13 protein-coding genes are annotated in these 13,501 nt (G+C 66.6%); 6 read left to right on the top strand and 7 right to left on the bottom strand.

The features are described from left to right. Positions 1-106 precede the first annotated feature (106 nt). The 4 genes from folE (at position 107) to ACWKSV_RS08110 (ending at position 3,383) form a co-directional block, all read left to right on the top strand. Positions 107-733 carry a GTP cyclohydrolase I FolE gene (gene folE, locus ACWKSV_RS08125; RefSeq protein WP_056434162.1) on the top strand — a complete coding sequence of 209 codons (627 nt, stop codon included), beginning with the start codon at positions 107-109 and terminating at the stop codon, positions 731-733. Next, positions 730-1,476 carry an SDR family NAD(P)-dependent oxidoreductase gene (locus tag ACWKSV_RS08120; RefSeq protein ID WP_076716942.1) on the top strand — a complete coding sequence of 249 codons (747 nt, stop codon included), beginning with the start codon at positions 730-732 and terminating at the stop codon, positions 1,474-1,476. The genes folE and ACWKSV_RS08120 overlap by 4 nt, the downstream gene beginning before the upstream one ends. Beyond that, positions 1,473-1,826, top strand: coding sequence for a dihydroneopterin aldolase (locus ACWKSV_RS08115; RefSeq protein WP_058744895.1), 354 nt, complete (start codon positions 1,473-1,475; stop codon positions 1,824-1,826). Before ACWKSV_RS08120 ends, ACWKSV_RS08115 begins: the two co-directional genes overlap by 4 nt. Positions 1,827-1,928: 102 nt before the next feature. After that, positions 1,929-3,383: a porin gene (locus tag ACWKSV_RS08110; protein ID WP_076716940.1), complete on the top strand. Its 1,455-nt coding sequence runs from the start codon at positions 1,929-1,931 to the stop codon at positions 3,381-3,383. Between the two features lie 162 nt (positions 3,384-3,545). Here the strand turns inward: ACWKSV_RS08110 and ACWKSV_RS08105 are convergent, their stop codons facing one another. Together ACWKSV_RS08105 and leuA are read right to left on the bottom strand one after the other, a co-directional pair. Next, entirely contained in the window at positions 3,546-4,343 is a 798-nt protein-coding gene (locus ACWKSV_RS08105) for a hypothetical protein (protein ID WP_083706684.1), read from the bottom strand. Positions 4,344-4,475: 132 nt separating this feature from the next. After that, complete coding sequence (gene leuA / locus ACWKSV_RS08100; protein WP_076716939.1) at positions 4,476-6,134, bottom strand: 2-isopropylmalate synthase; 1,659 nt, start codon at positions 6,132-6,134, stop codon at positions 4,476-4,478. A 291-nt stretch (positions 6,135-6,425) separates the two neighbouring features. Between leuA and ACWKSV_RS08095 the strand changes: the two genes are divergently transcribed. Beyond that, complete coding sequence (locus tag ACWKSV_RS08095; protein ID WP_237243411.1) at positions 6,426-6,827, top strand: BLUF domain-containing protein; 402 nt, start codon at positions 6,426-6,428, stop codon at positions 6,825-6,827. Positions 6,828-6,878: 51 nt separating this feature from the next. On the opposite strand, the gene ACWKSV_RS08090 is transcribed toward ACWKSV_RS08095, so the two are convergent. The 5 genes from ACWKSV_RS08090 to miaA all read right to left on the bottom strand — a co-directional run bounded on the left by ACWKSV_RS08090 (position 6,879) and on the right by miaA (position 12,412). Beyond that, complete coding sequence (locus ACWKSV_RS08090; RefSeq protein WP_056434156.1) at positions 6,879-7,487, bottom strand: YceI family protein; 609 nt, start codon at positions 7,485-7,487, stop codon at positions 6,879-6,881. Between the two features lie 347 nt (positions 7,488-7,834). Then, positions 7,835-8,854, bottom strand: coding sequence for a ketol-acid reductoisomerase (ilvC, locus tag ACWKSV_RS08085; RefSeq protein WP_056434154.1), 1,020 nt, complete (start codon positions 8,852-8,854; stop codon positions 7,835-7,837). Positions 8,855-8,921: 67 nt separating this feature from the next. Further along, on the bottom strand, positions 8,922-9,437 hold the full coding sequence (gene ilvN / locus ACWKSV_RS08080; protein WP_056434153.1) for an acetolactate synthase small subunit: 516 nt from the start codon (positions 9,435-9,437) through the stop codon (positions 8,922-8,924). Between the two features lie 211 nt (positions 9,438-9,648). After that, complete coding sequence (locus ACWKSV_RS08075; RefSeq protein ID WP_076718306.1) at positions 9,649-11,394, bottom strand: acetolactate synthase 3 large subunit; 1,746 nt, start codon at positions 11,392-11,394, stop codon at positions 9,649-9,651. 85 nt (positions 11,395-11,479) lie between these two features. Beyond that, positions 11,480-12,412, bottom strand: a complete 933-nt coding sequence (gene miaA, locus ACWKSV_RS08070; protein ID WP_076716937.1) for a tRNA (adenosine(37)-N6)-dimethylallyltransferase MiaA — start codon at positions 12,410-12,412, stop codon at positions 11,480-11,482. On the opposite strand from miaA, the gene serB reads away from it, so the two are divergent. Further along, positions 12,411-13,295, top strand: a complete 885-nt coding sequence (serB, locus tag ACWKSV_RS08065) for a phosphoserine phosphatase SerB (RefSeq protein ID WP_076716935.1) — start codon at positions 12,411-12,413, stop codon at positions 13,293-13,295. The two genes, miaA and serB, sit on opposite strands and share 2 nt — an antisense overlap. The last annotated feature ends 206 nt before the right edge of the window (positions 13,296-13,501 follow it).

The raw sequence follows: 13,501 nt of genomic DNA, 5'->3' as shown, positions 1-13,501 counted from the left end.
CTTCGCTCAGGCTGAACGGGTGTGAGGGATCGCAGGGCACCGCCGCGAGTTTTGCACCCGCGCAATCGATACGCTATCGCACCGGCTTTGACGTAAAGGACAGAATATGAGCTGCGCGCATGGCGATCCGGAGGATGGCGACCTGATGGGCGCGGACGGCAAGATTGCCGTCCCCGATCATGTCGCCGATGCCATCCGCACGCTGATCGCCTGGGCGGGCGACGATCCCACGCGCGAGGGGCTGATCGATACGCCCAAGCGCGTCGCGCGGGCGTGGCGTGAATATTGCGGCGGCTATGGTGACGACCCCGCCGTCCACCTGTCACGGGTGTTCGAGGAGGTCGGCGGCTATGACGAGATCGTGCTGCTGAAGGACATTCCCTTCCAGTCCCACTGCGAGCACCACATGGCGCCGATCATCGGGCGCGCGCATATCGCCTATCTGCCGCGCAACCATGTCGTCGGCATTTCCAAGCTGGCGCGCGTGCTGCATGGCTTCGCGCGTCGCTTGCAGGTGCAGGAGCGGCTGACCGCCGAGGTCGCCGACTGCATCTGGGAGAATCTCAAGCCGCTGGGCGTCGCGGTGGTGATCGAGGCGACGCATGGCTGCATGACCTCGCGCGGGGTGCGCACGCCGGGCGTGTCGATGGTGACGAGCCGGATGATGGGCGTGTTCCGCGACGACGATCGCAGCCGCAAGGAAGTGCTTTCGCTCATGGGCATGGCCGGATGATCAGGCGTACCGTGCTGGTGACCGGCGCGGCCAGGCGGCTGGGCGCGAGCATCGCCCGGCGGCTGGCGGCGGACGGACATCGGCCGGTGATCCATTATAACGGCTCGGGCGAGGATGCGGCGGCGCTGGCGTTGGAACTGGAGGCACCGATGGTGCAGGGCGACCTGTCACGGATCGACGCGATGGATGCCCTGTTCGCCCGTGCGCGGGAAGCGGCGGCTGGGCCGATCGACGGGCTGGTCAACAGCGCCTCGGCCTTCGAGTTCGACCGGCCGCCGGAGACGGATGCGGGCCTGATGGCGAAACTCTATGCGATTAATGCCGTCGCACCTGCCTTGCTCGCCTCCGCCCTCGCGCGGCAGAATGACGTGGCGGACGGCGCGGTGGTCGACATTCTCGACCAGAAGCTGGCCAACCCCAACCCCGACTTCTTTGCCTATAGCTGCGCCAAATTCGCCTTGGCGGGTGCGAACACGATGCTGGCCCAGGCGCTTGGGGCCCGCATCGCGGTGAACGCGGTGGCCCCCGGCCTGACCCTGCAAAGCGGCGACCAGAGCGATGCCGAGTTCGCCGAGGCCGCGACGAAGAACCTGCTCGGCCGCCCGATCGGCGCGGGGGCGGTGGCGGAGGCGGTGTCCTTCCTCCTCGGTGCGCGGGGGCTTCGCGGACAGACCCTGTATGTCGATTGCGGTCAGCGTTTCTGCCGCCGCGACGGTGATGTGATGTTCGAGGGACGGGCATGACGGCGACCTATCGGATCCTGCTCGACGAAATGACGGTCGCGATGCATCTGGGCATCTACCCGCATGAGGTCGCGCCCCAACCGGTCCGCCTGTCGGTCGCGATGACCGTCACCTATCCCGCCGCGCCCAGCGCCGACCGGATCGAGGAGGTGCTGGACTATGACTTCCTGCGCGAAGGCATATTGGCGATGGCGCGCGGCCCCGGCTTCGCATTGCAGGAAAGCCTGTGCGAGGCGGTGGCGGCACTATGTCTTGCCGATCCCCGCGTGACGGCGGTGACGGTGCGGTCGACCAAGACCGACATCTATCCCGATGCCCGCATAGGCTGCGAGATAGAGCGGAGCCGCTGACGCCGGACGTCTTGTCACGATAATATCACGCAACTGTCATCAATCTGTTGCGAAAGGGCCCGGAGCCGTCCTAAGTCGCCGCCGCAAAAAGGGCGGAATAGCATGGCGATCAACTCGACACCCCAGCGGGCCGGTACCGGGATCGCCGCCGCGATGATGCTGGCCATTTGCCCGGCACCCGCCGCAGCGCAGACCGTGCAGGAATTACAGCGCCAGATCGACGAACTGAAGGCGCAGATCAAGGCGTTGACCGATGCGCAGAAGGGCGCGACGGCGGCCGTTCCGACTGCCCCCGTCGCCGCATCCGGCCCGCCGGTCGTGGCCGCGGTGCCGGTCGCACCCCTGCCTACTCCGGCCCCTGTGCCGCAGCGGGTGGCGAGCACACCCAAGCCGGTATCGTCACGGACGCCCTGGTACGAGCGTATGCGTCTGCGCGGCTATACGCAGCTTCGCTACAACGCCCTGCTGGACAGCGAAAACGCGCCGGGGACCAACGGCTCGCGCCTGCGCTCGGTGCACGACGCCTCGATCAACGATGACGGCGGCTTCCTGCTTCGCCGTGTCCGGCTGGTGCTGCAGGGCGATATCACCGACCGGCTGCAACTCTATTTCCAGCATGACTTCGGCGCGGCGGTGAACAACCAGTCGAGCACCGAGCGGCGCGAGAATTTCGGTCAGTTGCGCGATGTCTATGCCGACTGGTTCCTCGACCCCGAGCGTCGCCTGCGCCTGCGCTTCGGCCAGTCCAAGGTGCCGTTCGGCTGGGAGAATCTGCAATCCTCGTCCAACCGCCTGCCGCTCGATCGATCGGATGCGATCAACAGCGGCGTGCCCGGCGAGCGCGATGTCGGGATCAACGTCTATTACACGCCTGCGCCCGTTCAGGCGATCTGGGACCGGCTTACCAAAAACAAGCAGAAGCTGTTCGGCAATTACGGCGCTTTCGGTCTGGCCGTCTATAACGGGCAGGGGACTAACCGGACCGAGCGGACCGACAATCTGATGAAGGTCGCGATGGCGACCTGGCCCTTCGCGCTCGACGGGCTGGGGCCGTTGTTCCGCGACCAGGTGCTGGAGGTCGGCGGCTCGGCGATGTTCAACCGTTTCCGGCCCGAACTGCGCAGCGGCGGGGTCAGTTCGGTCGACTATCGCGACGATCGCGTCGCCGTCCACGCCATCCTCTATCCGCAGCCCTTCGGTATCCAGACCGAATGGACGACGGGCTGGGGGCCGCAATATGACAACGCATCGGGGGCGATCCGCTCCAGCCGCCTGGGTGGCGGCTATGTCCAGCTGATGGCGAATGTCGGCAAGACGCCGGTCGGCCGCGCCATCCCCTATGTCCGGTGGCAGCATTATCGCGGCGGGTGGAAGGCCAATGTCGACGCGCCCCGGCTGGAAACCGACGAGTGGGAACTGGGCACCGAAATCCAACTGGTCGAGGCGCTGGAATTGACCATCGCCTATGCCCGGATGGAACGGCGCGAGGCGGATTCGCGACGGACGGGCCGCGCGACGGGCGACCTGATCCGGACCCAGCTGCAATTCACGTATTAGAGTTGGACGAGGAATTCATCCACACCCCTCCCCTTCAGGGGAGGGGCCGGGGGTGGGGCGCGTCCACAAGCGTCGGGTTCGTGGCGAGGCCCCACCCCAACCCCTACCCTAAAGGGGAGGGGCAGACTCTGATGTAATGCGACGCCATCACCAACCGACGCGTCAACCACCGCCCTTGGTGGTGAAGTCGATCCGGATGCGGACCCATTCGCCAATCATTTCCTTGCCATTGACGCGCGGCGCACGGATGCGGAACTGCCAGGCGGCCTCGCGCATCGAGCGGGCCAGCCCGGAGCCGACGGGCGACTCGCCCAGGATCTGGCAATTCTCGACGCGGTAGCCGGGGATGGTGCGACACGCGATCAGTGCCCAGCCGCCCGGCGGCGGCGGGCTGCGCAGATAGCCGTTCAATTCCGCATCGCTCGGGCGGCGGGGGAACCACTCGGCATTGTAGAGCCGCCGACCGCCCGGCCCTTCGCCCGGGCCATAGGCAGAGGCGCTGTCCTCGCCCCGATCGTCGCCATTGCTGGAACCGACGCCCTTGCCCTCGCCCTTGGGCAGCGCGCCGATATCACCGGCCGCGAACAGCGACTTGTCACCCCATTGCCACGGCGTCGGGGTGGAGGTGTCGACGGGCTTTTCGGTCGGGGGCTTGGGCGTGTCGGGCTGCTTCTCTGTGACCGGTGCCTTGGACCCGCCCGCCGCGGCAGGCTTGCGCGTGGCCGTGCGGGTCTTGGGCACCGGCGCGCCCGATTGCTGATCGTCGGGCGAGACGGAGAAGGTGTTGAGGACCGAGGATTTCTCCGGGTCGATCAGCTTGGGCGCCAGATGGAACAGCAGCCAGGCCAGCAGCAGATGCGCGAGCACGGTGAGCGTGATCGACGCACCCCGCTCGCGCAGTTTCTCGCGGTAGCGTTCGGGAATGAACGACCACCGCGAGGGAGGGGCGTCGACGCTCATGATAGAGACACCAGGAGCCGGGACACGCCTCCGTCAGACCTTTGGTCTGCCACTGCCCCTTGCAGGAGAGGAAAAGACAACGCTCCGATGGCCCGCATGGCGCGTCGTCTTAGCCGAGAAGGGCAGGGCGCATCAGGCCCGGTTGGCGGCGGAGAGCACCGCCCGGACGCTGGCGGTCGCAATGTCGGTGTCGAGGCCGACGCCGAAGACGACCCGCCCATCGGGGGTACGCGCCTCGACATAGGCAGCCGCCTGCGCGTCCGCGCCATGCCCGATGGCGTGCTCGTTATAGTCGATGACTTCCAGGTTCGGGCCGGTCGTGTCGGCAAGCGCCGCGATGACACTGGAGATCAGGCCATTGCCGCGGCCCGAGATCGAGCGTTCCTCGCCGTCCACCTGCACGCGGCCGATAAAGGTCCGCTGCCCCGTCGAGCCGCTTTCCTCATAGTCACGCAGCACGAAACGATCGCCTTCGCGCGGCAGATAGGTCGCCTCGAACCCGCCCCAGATGTCGGCAGCGTTGAGTTCGCGGCTGGTGGCGTCGGCCATCGCCTGGACATGGCGGCTGAAATCGGCCTGGAGCCGCTTGGGCAGCTTCAGCCCCTTGTCCTGCTCGATCACCCAGGCGACACCGCCCTTGCCCGACTGCGAATTGACGCGGATGACCGCTTCGTAGCTGCGACCCAGATCGGCGGGATCGATGGGCAGATAGGGGACTTCCCACAGATCGTCGTTGCGCGCCGATTGCGCCGCAAAGCCCTTCTTGATCGCGTCCTGGTGGCTGCCCGAAAAGGCGGTGAAGACCAGGTCGCCCGCATAGGGGGTGCGCGGATGGACGGGCAGATTGGTGCAGTAATTGACCGTGTTCACCACCTCGTCGATATCCGACAGGTCGAGTTTCGGGTCGACGCCTTGGGTGTACATGTTGAGCGCGACGGTCACGAGATCGCAATTGCCCGTCCGCTCGCCATTGCCGAGCAGACAGCCCTCGACCCGGTCCGCGCCCGCCATCACGCCCAGCTCGGCGGCGGCGACGCCGGTGCCCCGGTCGTTATGCGTATGGAGCGAGATGACCACCGAATCGCGGTTCGGGATGTTGCGCCCGAACCACTCGATCTGGTCGGCATAGACGTTGGGCGTCGCGCATTCGACCGTGGCGGGCAGGTTCAGGATCAACGGATGGTCGGGCGTCGGCTTCAGCACGTCCATGACGGCGGCGCACACCTCGACCGAGAAATCCAGCTCGGCGGTCGAGAAGGTCTCGGGGCTATATTCGAAGAACCAGTCGGTGTTGGGGCGCTTGGCCGCCTCGTCGCGCAGGATCTTGGCGCCCTCGACCGCAATCTTGCGGACCTCGTCGCGGGTCATGCCGAAGACGATCTTGCGCCAGGCCGGGCTGACCGCGTTGTAGAGATGGACGATGGCGGTGCGCGCGCCCTCCAGGCTTTCGAAGCTGCGCTCGATCAGGTCGCGGCGCGACTGGGTGAGGACCTGGATCGTCACGTCGTCGGGGATGCGGTCGTCCCGGATCAGGCCGGAGATGAAATCGAACTCGGTCGCGCCGGCGCTCGGGAAGCCGACCTCGATCTCCTTCAGCCCGACCTTGACCAGCAGGTCGAACATCCGCGTCTTCTTCTCCGCGTCCATCGGGTCGATCAGCGCCTGGTTGCCGTCGCGCAGGTCGGTCGACAGCCAGCGCGGCGCGCTCGTGATCGTGCGGTTCGGCCATTGCCGGTCGGGCAGGGCGATGGTCGGGAAGGGGCGGTATTTGGTCGAGGGATCGCGCAACATGATCGGGTCTTCCAGCATTCTCGGCCGCGTCAGGCCAGGGCGCGGCGGGGACAGGCTTATCGTTTCATTCCGCCCTTAGGGAAGTCGCGCATGGCCACGCCGATCCTCCCCTAAGGGCGGATAAGTCGAAGCGAACGGAGCAGCAGCGCGGCGATCATGATGCAGGGGTTCATGCCGCGTCGGGGCGGGCTTGTCCATATCCCGCCGCACCGCGTGAACGCTTTGTTAAAGCGCCACCCGCCATCGACGGCAGCGAAGACCGGCAGGGGGGCCGGGCAGCGGGATACACGGATGTTGCGCCAACTCGTCTATATCAGCAGCGTGAAGGGTTCGGCGGCGGCCATTGATCCCGAGGCGATCCTGATCGCGTCACGCCGCAACAATGCGCAGGCGGGCGTCACCGGCCTGCTCTATTTCGACGGGCGACGTTTCCTACAGGCGCTGGAGGGCGAGGCGGAGGCGGTGGAACGCCTGTATCGCCATATCGCGGCGGACCCGCGGCATCGCGCCCTGGTCGTTCTGTCGGATCGCCATGTCGAGACGCGCGAGTTCGGCGACTGGGCGATGGGCTATGCGGTCAAAGGCGAGGACAAGGCCGCACTGATCGAGCGGATCGCCAGGCTGGCGGCGTCGGCCGCGCCGGAGGTGCGCGCGACGTTCGAGAGTTTCGCCGGGTTGAAGCGGTTATTCTGATCCGGCCCCGGCCGCCCCTGGGATCGGGCGACCGGGGCAGGGCACGACCGCTTACTGGGCGGTAAAGGCGGCGTTGATCGTCAGGTCGACCTCGTCACCGACGACGGGCACATAGGCGCCGACGCCGAAGTCCGAACGCTTGATCTTGCCCGTCGCGCGGAAGCCGATGTTCAGCTTCTTCGACATCGGGTTGGTGCCCGCACCGAAGAAGGTCGCGTTCAGCGTCACCGGCTTGGTCTGGTCCTTGATGGTCAGGTTGCCGGTGATGACGGCCTTGTTGCCCATGACCTTCACGCCCGTCGAGACGAAGCGCGCGGTCGGATAGGTCGCGGCGTCGAAGAAGTCCTTCGACTTCAGGTGATTGGCGAAGGGCGCGGCGGTGACCGACAGATTGTCGATCTTGAAGGTCACATCGACCTTGGCGGCCTGCGGCTTGGCGGGATCGAGGGTCAGCGTGCCCTCCGACGCGCCGAACTGCCCCTCGAGCATCGAAAAGCCCATATGGTTCAGCGACCAGGTGACCTGGGTATGCGCGGGGTCGACGGCATAGGTGCCCGCGACGACGCGCGAGGCGACGGCGGCACCGGGCGTGCCGGTCTGGGCCATGGCGGGCGCGGCGATGGTGGCGAGCGCCAGAGCGGCGGGAAGGACGAAACGCATGGGTAGACTCCCTGTTGAACGGTGGCCTTTCTGGGCCGTGCGGTGAACGCACGTCAAAGGCCAAGGTCGCAACGATGCGTTTCTAGGTTGGTCTCTGCGAGGCCCCTTTCCCTCCCCCAGCCCCTCCCGCCTGCGGGAGGGGAGAGGTTTTGGGCGGGCGTTCGGCCATTTCCGCAAACTATGGGCCCATTGAAGCGCTTGCGGCGTCCGCTTGGCACGCCCCTCCCGCTTGCGAGTTTCAGGTCGGTCATGCCCCCGGCATGACCTAAACGATGCGGGGCATCGTTTACCTGAAACTGGGGTGGGGGAGGGCCACGGTGGCTCACCGAGCCCACCCCCAGAACAAATCAGTTCTTCGCCTTGTCCACCAGCTTGTTCGCACCGATCCACGGCATCATCGCGCGCAGTTCGCTGCCGACCTGCTCGATCGGGTGGCGCTTGGCGGCGATGCGGCTGGCCTTCAGTTCGGGCTGGCCGGCGCGGTTGTCGAGCACGAAGTCCTTCACGAAGCGGCCCGACTGGATGTCGGCGAGCACGCGCTTCATTTCCTTCTTCGTCTCTTCGGTGATGATGCGCGGGCCGGTCTTGATGTCGCCGTACTCGGCGGTGTTCGAGATCGAGTAGCGCATGTTGGCGATACCGCCCTCATACATCAGGTCGACGATCAGCTTCAGTTCGTGAAGGCACTCGAAATAGGCCATTTCGGGGGCGTAGCCTGCCTCGACCAGCGTCTCGAAGCCTGCCTGGACCAGCGCCGTCGCGCCGCCGCACAGCACGGCCTGCTCGCCGAACAGATCGGTTTCGCACTCTTCGCGGAAGTTCGTCTCGATGATGCCCGAACGGCCGCCGCCGACCCCGCTCGCATAGGCCAATGCCACGTCATGCGCATTGCCGCTGGCGTCCTGGTGGATCGCGATCAGGCAGGGCACGCCGCCGCCGCGCACATATTCGCTGCGCACGGTGTGGCCGGGGCCCTTGGGGGCGATCATGATGACGTCGATGTCCGCGGGCGGCTCGATCAGGCCGAAATGCACGTTCAGGCCGTGCGCGAAGGCGAGCGCGGCGCCGGGCTTCATATTGCCCTTCAGGTCGGCGTCGTAGATCGCGGCCTGATGCTCGTCGGGGGCCAGGATCATCAGGATGTCGGCCCAGCCGGCCGCTTCCTTGTTCGACAGGACCTTGAAGCCCGCCGCTTCCGCCTTGGCGGCCGAGGCCGAACCGGGGCGCAGCGCGATCGCGACATTCTTGACGCCCGAATCGCGCAGGTTCTGCGCATGGGCATGGCCCTGCGACCCGTAACCCAGGATGGCGATGTTCTTCTCGGAGATCAGGTTCAGATCGGCGTCGCGATCGTAATACACACGCATTGGACTTCCCTTTCGAAATGGCTGGGCCGCTTGCGGCCTCATGATAGTTTGAAGATTAGGAGGTGGCTCAGGCCGCTTCGGCGCCGCGCGAGATGGCGGCGATGCCGGTGCGGGCGACCTCGACCAGGCCGACTTCGCCCATCAGCTCGACGAACTTGTCGATCTTGGCGATGCCGCCGGTGACTTCGAACACGAAGCTGGAGATCGTCGCGTCGACCACGCGGGCGCGGTAGACTTCGGCGAGGCGCAGCGCCTCGATCCGGCGGTCGCCGGTGCCCGACACCTTCACCAGCGCCAGCTCGCGCTCGACATGGTCGCCCAGCACGGTCAGGTCGGCGACCTTGTGGACGGGGACCAGCCGGTCGAGCTGGGCGATGATCTGCTCCATCACCGGCGGCGAGGCGCTGGTGACGATGGTGATGCGGCTGACGGCCTTGTCGGCGGTGATCTCCGACACGGTCAGGCTCTCGATATTATAGCCGCGCGCGGTGAACAGCCCGGCGATCCGCGCGAGAATGCCCGGTTCGTTGTCGACGATCACCGCCAGCGTGTGGCGTTCCACCTGTTCGGTCTTGATGTGCATCTCTAATCTCTTCCTCCCCGGAACGGAGTGGCAGGTGGATTGCCTCCCAGGCAATCCAGATCATGCCGGGGGCATGATCGACCTGTCACTGGGACCATGCGGAGCATGGTGGAGGGGGCTCTCCACTCATGCTGTCCTGCGCGGCGATCCCCCTCCACCGTGCCGCTTCGCGTCACGGTCCCCCTCCCCGTGCCGGGGAGGAGCTTCAAGGTCAAACCAGCGCCTTGGCCTCGTCGTCCATGGTGCCCGATACCTCATTGGCCTGCAGGATCATGTCGGTATGAGCCGCTCCGCTCGGGATCATCGGGAAGCAGTTGGCCAGCTTGGCCACGCGGCAATCGACGATCACCGGCCCGTCATGGTCCAGCATCGCGGCGATGCCGTCCTCCAGCTCGTGCCGATGCTCGATCAATATGCCCTTCCAGCCATAGGCCTCGCCCAGCTTCACGAAGTCGGGCAGCGAGTCCGAATAGCTCTCGGCATAGCGACTCTCATAGGTCAGTTCCTGCCACTGGCGGACCATACCCATATATTCGTTGTTCAGGATGAAGATCTTGACCGGCAGGCGATATTGCGTCGCCGTCGCCAGTTCCTGGATGTTCATCTGGATCGAGGCTTCACCGGCAATGTCGATGACCAGCGCGCCCGGATTGCCGAGCTGCGCACCGATCGCGGCGGGCAGGCCGTAACCCATGGTGCCCAGGCCACCGCTCGTCAGCCACTTGTTGGGCTTTTCGAAGCCGAAATGCTGCGCGGCCCACATCTGGTGCTGGCCGACCTCGGTGGTGATGATGGGCTGGCGCGCCTTGGTCGCGTCGTAGAGCGCGCGGATCGCGCGCTGCGGCATGATCGCGTCGCCCGCCTCGGGGAAGGACAGGCAGCCGACCGCACGCCAGCCCGCGATGCGGCGCTGCCACTCGGTGGTGTCGGGCTTGGGATGCTGGCGCGACTTCCAGATGCGCACCGCATCCTCCAGCGCGTGGCCGACATCGGCAATGATGGCGAGATCGACGCGGACATTCTTGTTCACGCTCGACCGGTCGATATCGACATGGACCTTGCGGCTGTTCGGGCTGAACGCGTCCAGACGGCCCGTCACGCGGTCGTCGAACCGGCTGCCCAGCGCGACCACGAGGTCGGCCTGGTTCATCGCCATATTGGCTTCGTAGGTGCCGTGCATCCCCAGCATGCCCAGCCATTGCGGATCGCTGGCCGGGAAGGCGCCCAGGCCCATCAGGGTCGAGGTCACGGGCGCGCCGGTGATGCGGGCCAGTTCGCGCAGCAGTTGCGACGCGGCGGGACCCGAATTGATGATGCCGCCGCCGGTATAGAGGATCGGGCGTTCGGCGGCCGCCAGCATGTCGACCAGCTGTTCGACTTGGGCTTGGTCGGCCTTCACCTGCGGGCGATAGGTCTTGTGACGGATCGGACCCGGCTTCTGATAGCGGGCGGTGGCGACCTGCACGTCCTTGGGGATGTCGATCACGACCGGACCGGGGCGACCCGAGGTCGCGATGTGGAACGCCTCATGCACCACTTCGCCCAGACGTGCGGGGTCCTTCACCAGATAATTGTGCTTGGAGCAGTGGCGCGTGATGCCGACCGTATCGGCCTCCTGGAACGCGTCGGTGCCGATCAGCGCGGTCGGCACCTGGCCGGTGATGACCACCATCGGGATCGAATCGAGCAGCGCATCGGTGATGCCGGTGACGGCATTGGTCGCGCCGGGACCGGAGGTGACGAGCACCACGCCGGGCTTACCGGTGGAGCGGGCATAGCCCTCCGCCGCATGGGTCGCCGCCTGTTCGTGGCGGACGAGAATGTGGCGGATGCGCTTCGATCGGAACATGGCGTCATAGATCGGCAGCACCGCACCACCCGGATAGCCGAAGACGACCTCCACGCCGAGATCGCACAGCGCCTCGACCAGGATATCGGCTCCGCTTTTCTCGGTCATCATCTTCGTCCTTCTGCATCCGTGCCCGCTGACGGGGCGTGTCGGGAATGGCGCGGCTACAAGTTTAAAAAGTGCGCGTCAACCGTCAATTGCGCAATAAAGTTTCTATTATGCTGCGACGCACATCGGGCGCCGTGTCGGAAATCACGGTCCAGCCGGGGCCGGGCTGGTGGCGGAACCAGGTAAATTGCCTTTTGGCATAACGCCTTGTCGCGAGCGCGCCCGCAGCCTCCGCCTCGGCGCGGGTCATGGTGCCCGCCAGCAGCGCGGCGGCCTCCGGCACGCCGATCGCGCGGCGGATGGGGGCATCTGCGGGCAGGTCTGGGCGGGCGAGGAGCGCGGCGGCTTCGTCCATTCCTTCATCCAGCATCTCGCCGAAACGCCGGTCGATCCGCGCGTTCAGCCAGTCGCGGTCGGGCAGCAGAATCACGGCGGACAGGGCGATGCGGTCGCCGATGCCGCCTTCCTTGCGGGCCTGCCATTCGTGTAGCGGCAGGCCGGTCGAACGCACCACCTCCAGCGCGCGGGCGACGCGGGTCGTGTCGGCGGGGTTGAGCCGGGCGGCGGCGATGGGGTCTTCGCGCGACAGGACTTCATGGGCTTCGGCGACGGGCAGGGCGCGAACCTCGGCGCGGATGGCGGGGGCGATCTCTGGCACGGGCGCGATCCCGTCGAGCAGGGTGCGCATATAAAGGCCGGTGCCGCCGACCAGGATCGGCAGCGATCCCGCCGCCACGCTGTCGTCGATCGCCCCGCGTGCTTCGACGGCCCAGCGCGCCGCCGAATAGCCGGTGTCCGCCCCGTCGACATGGCCGAACAGCCGGTGCGGAGCCTGTGCCACTTCGTCGGGCGATGGGCGGGCGGTCAGGATCGACAGGTCCCGGTACACCTGCGCCGAATCGGCATTGATGATCGTGCCGCCGGTCACCTTCGCCAGATCGAGCGCCAATGCGGACTTGCCGCTGGCGGTCGGCCCTGCAATGAGCGCGACCTTGGGTCGGTCAGAGGAGTTCGCCATGTTCATCGCCACGCTGATAGCAGCCAAGGGCCGACTGGCCGATGCGGATTTGTCGGTTGCGCAGGAGAAAATGGCGGCGGCGGGCTGCACCATGTCCGCCACGCGCTGGATTGATGAGGGCATCGCGGCGGACCTCGACTTCACCGGCGATCCGTTGGTGGCGCGCGAGGTGCTGGAGGGCCGGTTCGACGCGACCGACGTGGTCGTGCAGCCTGCCGCGCACCGCGAAAAGCGGCTGCTGGTCGCGGACATGGATTCCACCATGATCACCGTCGAGTGCATCGACGAACTGGCCGATTATGCCGGGATTAAGGAGCAGGTCGCCGAAGTCACCGAGCGCGCGATGCGCGGCGAACTGGACTTCGCCGCGGCACTCGATGCCCGCGTCGCGTTGCTCGAAGGGTTGGACGAGAGCGTCATCGAACAATGTCTGGCCGAGCGGGTCACGCTGATGGCGGGGGCTCGCGCGCTGGTCCGCACGATGAAGGCACGCGGCGGCCATGCGATCCTCGTGTCGGGAGGCTTCACCCGCTTCGCCGAGCCGGTCGCGGCCGAGATCGGTTTCGACCGCGCCATCGCCAATTATCTTGAGATCGCGCACGGCAAGCTGACCGGCACGGTGCGCAAACCCATCGTCGGATCGGACACCAAGGAAAAGACGCTGCTCGCTGCGCTCGACGAATTGGGCATCGGCGCGGCGGAGAGCATGGCGGTGGGCGATGGGGCCAACGATCTGGCGATGATCCGCCGGGCAGGCCTGGGCGTCGCCTATCGCGCCAAGCCGATCGTCGCGGGCGCGGCGGCGGCGCGGATCGACCATGGCGACCTGACCGCGCTGCTGTATGCGCAGGGCATTCCGAGCGCGGATTGGGTGGTCGGTTAACGGTCCCGCGAGGCTTCCCCTATCCCATTGGAAGGGGCGGGCTTCGAGACATTCCGAGCACCGTCCCGACGGAGGCCGGGATCCAGTTGCCCAGCGTCAGCCCTTCCATCCGATCGGGCCGATCGGGCCGAAACGGGACCCCGGCCTTCGCCGGGGTCGATGGAGAGTGTGGTCGGTCTCGGCAGCCAGGTCCCCGTAACTCGCGG

The organism is Sphingomonas sp. SphC10 (assembly GCF_057004845.1).
Note: the sequence above shows the minus strand (reverse complement) of the source record. Positions and strands in the feature narration are given on the sequence as shown.